Source organism: Lysobacter xanthus, assembly GCF_047159895.1.
In genome coordinates this window covers 1-4,253 of the sequence record NZ_BAAGAB020000112.1, presented here as the reverse complement: position 1 = coordinate 4,253, position 4,253 = coordinate 1, and the positions used below count along the sequence as shown (strand labels likewise).

The following is a 4,253-nucleotide window of genomic DNA, read 5'->3' as shown; positions in this document are numbered from 1 at the left end:
CGTGCTGCGCATCGGCGCGACCGAGCTGCAGGTGCAGACCTGGCGCCGGCAGGGCGTCCGCCGGTCGAGGTCCAGCGCCTGCCGCGCGGCGCGCTCGGCGCGCGGCGTCTGCCCGGCTTCCAGTGCGCAGGCCGCGGCATTGGCGAGCGCACCGGCCGGCGTCGCATAACCCGGCGCCGCGGCCGCGCGCTCGAACCAGTCCAGCGACGTCGCCGCCTGGCCGTTGCTGCAGAGCCAGGTGCCGTAATTGTTGAGCAGCTCGCCACGCGCCGAGTCGAGTTCGGCGGCGCGCCGATGGTGCGGACCCGCTTCGGCGGCGCGGCCGAGCGCATCGAGACTGAGCGCGGCGAGGCTGTTCGCCGTGGCGGAACCGGGATCGGCTTTGATGGCACGCAGCGCGGCGTCGAGCGCGCCCTTGGCGTCGCCCGACAGCAGGCGCGACTGCGCCACCTGCGTCATGGTGAACGCGTTGCCGCGTGCGGAGGCCTTCGGATCGATTCGTACCTCGTGCGCGACCTGTTCGTAGCGGCCGCGGCCGGTGCTCGGCTTGACGAACGTGAGGCGATTGCAGGCCGACAGCAGGAGGACCGAGGCGAGCAGCACGAGCAGCGTCGTGCGCGCCATCGCCTCAGGCCGCCGCATCGCCACGATCCTGTCGTTCGAGGCTGCGACGGAAATCGGCATTGCGACGCGTGCGGTCCATCACCTGCCCCTTGAGCTGCCCGCAGGCGGCGTCGATATCGTCGCCGCGCGTGCGGCGCACCGGCGCGATCATGCCCGCGTCGTTGAGCAGCTTCTGGAACGCGCGGATGGCCTGGTCCGTCGGACGCTCGAAGCGCGTGCCGGGGAACGGGTTGAACGGAATGAGGTTGATCTTCGCGGCGCCCTTCATCTGCACGGCGCGGTCGAAGGCCTTGAGCAGGCGCACCAGTTCGCGCGCATGCGCGGGCTGGTCGTTGACGCCCTTCATCAGCGTGTATTCGAACGTGACCGAGGTGCCCGGCTTGCGCAGCGCGTAGCGCACGCAGGACTCCATGAGCTGCTCGATCGGGTACTTCTTGTTCAGCGGGACGAGCTCGCTTCGCAGCGCGTCGTTGGGCGCGTGCAGCGACACCGCGAGCGAGACGTCGCTCATCTCGCCGAGCTTGTCGATCTGCGGAACCATGCCGGCGGTCGACAGCGTCACGCGCTTGTTGGCGAGGCCGTAGCCCAGGTCGTCGCGCATGATGCTCATCGCGCGCACGACGTTGTCGAAGTTCGCCAGCGGCTCGCCCATGCCCATCATCACGACGTTGGTGAGCTTGCGCTGCTGGTGCGGCACGTTGCCGAGGTGCCGCGCCGCGACCCAGACCTGGCCGATGATCTCGGCGGTCGACAGGTTGCGGTTGAAGCCCTGCGTGGCGGTCGAGCAGAACTGGCAGTTGAGCGCGCAGCCCACCTGCGAGGACACGCACAGCGTGCCGCGGCCCTTGTCCGGGATGTAGACCGTCTCGATGGCGTTCTTCGGGTCCATGCCGAGCAGCCACTTGTGCGTGCCGTCCTCGGAGGCCTTGTCGAACACGACAGTCGGCGCGTGGATGTGCGCATGCTGCTCGAGCTTGGCGCGCAGCGCCTTGCCGAGGTCGGTCATCTGGTCGAACTCGGTGACGTAGCGGTGGTGGATCCACTTCATCACCTGGTGCGCGCGGTAGCGCTTCTCGTCGAGCACCTGCTCGAAGAAGTCCTCCAGCTGCACGCGTTCGAGGTCGAAGAGGTTCGTCCTCTTCGCCTCGACCTTCGTGGCGGGCACGTCCACGCGCGCGGCCGCGTCCGACGCCACGGCCGGTGCCGTGCCGATCAGCGTGGCGTCGATGTCGCGGGACGTGCTCATCACTTCTCTCTTAGCGCGCGTAGACGTCGGTCTGCGGGAAGAAGTACGCGATTTCGATCGCGGCGTTCTCCTGGCTGTCCGAACCGTGCACGGCGTTGGCGTCGATGGAGTCGGCGAAGTCGGCGCGAATCGTGCCGGCGGCGGCGTCCTTCGGATTGGTCGCGCCCATCAGCTCACGGTTCTTGGCGACGGCGTTATCGCCTTCCAGGACCTGGATCATGACCGGACCCGAGACCATGAATTCGACGAGTGCGTTGAAGAACGGGCGCTCGCGGTGGACGGCGTAGAAGCCCTCGGCCTCCTGGCGCGACAGCTGCTTCATCTTCGCGGCGACCACCTTCAGGCCGGCCCCCTCGAAGCGGCTGTAGATCTGGCCGATCACGTTCTTGGCGACCGCGTCGGGCTTGATGATGGAAATGGTGCGCTCGAGCGCCATGTGAATCTCTCCGGGTTGGCGGGCGCGATGCGTCTCAGCGCCCAAGATAACAAGAAAAACCCGCGTAGCTACGCGGGTTTAGCCGAACTGGCAGGGCCGGATTCTACGCGTTCAGCGGGGGTCGATGAAAGCAGCGGGCGCCGACGGCCGCTGACTCTGACCGCGACCATTGACCCCCGTATGGACGGGCGACTACTATCAAACAAGCGTTTGATTAGGCCTTCCGATGTCGACCCCCGCCCCCTTCTCCACCAAGGACCGCATCCTCGGCGCCGCCGAGGAGCTGTTCGCGCAGTACGGCTTCAGCGGGACCTCGCTCCGGCAGGTGACCAGCCGCGCGGACGTGAACATCGCCGCCGTGAATTACCACTTCGGCAGCAAGGAGAACCTCGTCAACGAGGTCTTCCGGCGCCGGATGGACGAGATGAGCGAACGCCGGCTGGACGCGCTGCGCGAGGCGACCGAGCAGGCGCCCGGCGAGCTCGAGCCGATCCTCGCCGCATTCGTCGAGCCGGCCCTGGCGATGGCGCAGGACCGCCACGGCGGCGCCTCGTTCGTTCGCGTGATCGCCCGCGCCTACGCCGAGAAGAACGACGCGCTGCGGAAGTTCCTGTCCGACCACTACGGCCACGTGCTGCGCGAGTTCGCGAAGGCCATCGCCGCCGCGGTGCCGGGCCTGAGCAAGGAGACGCTGTACTGGCGGCTCGACTTCCTGTCGGGCGCGCTGACCTATGCGATGTCGGACTTCGGCCTCATCAAGCGGCCGACCGGCGCGTCCGACCACAGCCACAGGGCCCGCGCAGCGCGCGAGCTCATCCGTTTCGCCGCCGCGGGCATCCAGTGCCCGTCGGCCGACCCCGCCTGACCCAACCCGGGACCTCACCGACATGTCGAAGAAACTGCTCGTCCGCCGCGCTGCCGTACTGGGCGCCGGTGTCATGGGAGCGCAGATCGCCGCGCACCTGACCAACGCCGGCGTCGATACCGTGCTGTTCGACCTTCCCGCGAAGGACGGCGACCCCAATGGCGTGGTGACGAAGGCGATCGCGAACCTTGCGAAGCTCTCCCCCGCTCCGCTGGCCGACAAGGCCCTGGCGGAGCGCATCACGCCCGCGAACTACGAGACCGGGCTGGAACTGCTCCGCGGCTGCGACCTCGTCATCGAGGCCATCGCGGAACGGATGGACTGGAAGCAGGACCTGTACCGGAAGATCGCGCCGTTCGTGCCGGCGCACGCGGTGCTCGCCAGCAACACGTCGGGCCTGGGGATCAATGCGCTCGCCGACGTGCTGCCCGAGGAAATGCGCCACCGCTTCCTCGGCGTGCACTTCTTCAATCCGCCGCGCTACATGCACCTCGCCGAACTGATCCCGGCCAAGACGACCGACGCGGACGTGCTCGAGGGCCTGGAAACCTTCCTCACGACGACCCTCGGCAAGGGCGTCGTGATCGCGAAGGACACGCCGAACTTCATCGGCAACCGCATCGGCGTGTTCTCCATGCTGGCCGCGATGCACCACACCGAGCGGCTCGGCCTCGGCTTCGACACGGTCGACTCGCTGACGGGCCCGGCGATCGGTCGTCCCAAGTCGGCGACGTACCGCACGGCCGACGTCGTCGGACTCGATACCATGGCGCACGTCATCAAGACGATGGCGGACACGCTGCCGGACGACCCGTGGCATGCGTACTTCAAGGCCCCGGCGTGGCTGACCGGCCTCGTCGAGAAGGGCGCGTTGGGCCAGAAGACCGGCGCGGGCTTCTACACCAAGCGCGGCAAGGACATCCTGGTGCTCGACGTGGCGGCGCGCGATTACCGGCCCATGGCAGGCGAACTCGATGCCGACGTCGCGGCGATGCTCAAGGAGCGGGACCCGGCGAAGAAGATGGTTCGTCGGCTCGCTGGTGCTCGGGCCGCTCGCCACGCTGCTGATCGTCGTGCTGCCT

At 68.2% G+C, this 4,253-nt stretch carries 5 protein-coding genes; 2 read left to right on the top strand and 3 right to left on the bottom strand.

The window, feature by feature from the left end:
* The 3 genes from ACY35P_RS15000 to ndk all read right to left on the bottom strand — a co-directional run.
* On the bottom strand, positions 1 to 642 hold a 642-nt coding region (locus ACY35P_RS15000), incomplete at its 3' end, for a hypothetical protein (RefSeq protein ID WP_462116639.1).
* On the bottom strand, positions 629 to 1,870 hold the full coding sequence (gene rlmN / locus ACY35P_RS14995) for a dual-specificity RNA methyltransferase RlmN (RefSeq protein ID WP_462116638.1): 1,242 nt from the start codon (positions 1,868 to 1,870) through the stop codon (positions 629 to 631). The genes ACY35P_RS15000 and rlmN, both read right to left, overlap by 14 nt.
* A gap of 10 nt (positions 1,871 to 1,880) precedes the next feature.
* Positions 1,881 to 2,306: a nucleoside-diphosphate kinase gene (gene ndk, locus ACY35P_RS14990; RefSeq protein ID WP_462116637.1), complete on the bottom strand. Its 426-nt coding sequence runs from the start codon at positions 2,304 to 2,306 to the stop codon at positions 1,881 to 1,883.
* A gap of 226 nt (positions 2,307 to 2,532) precedes the next feature.
* On the opposite strand from ndk, the gene ACY35P_RS14985 reads away from it, so the two are divergent.
* Positions 2,533 to 3,171, top strand: a complete 639-nt coding sequence (locus ACY35P_RS14985) for a TetR/AcrR family transcriptional regulator (RefSeq protein ID WP_462116636.1) — start codon at positions 2,533 to 2,535, stop codon at positions 3,169 to 3,171.
* Between the two features lie 22 nt (positions 3,172 to 3,193).
* The coding region (locus ACY35P_RS14980; RefSeq protein ID WP_462116635.1) for a 3-hydroxyacyl-CoA dehydrogenase family protein at positions 3,194 to 4,253 on the top strand (1,060 nt) is incomplete at its 3' end.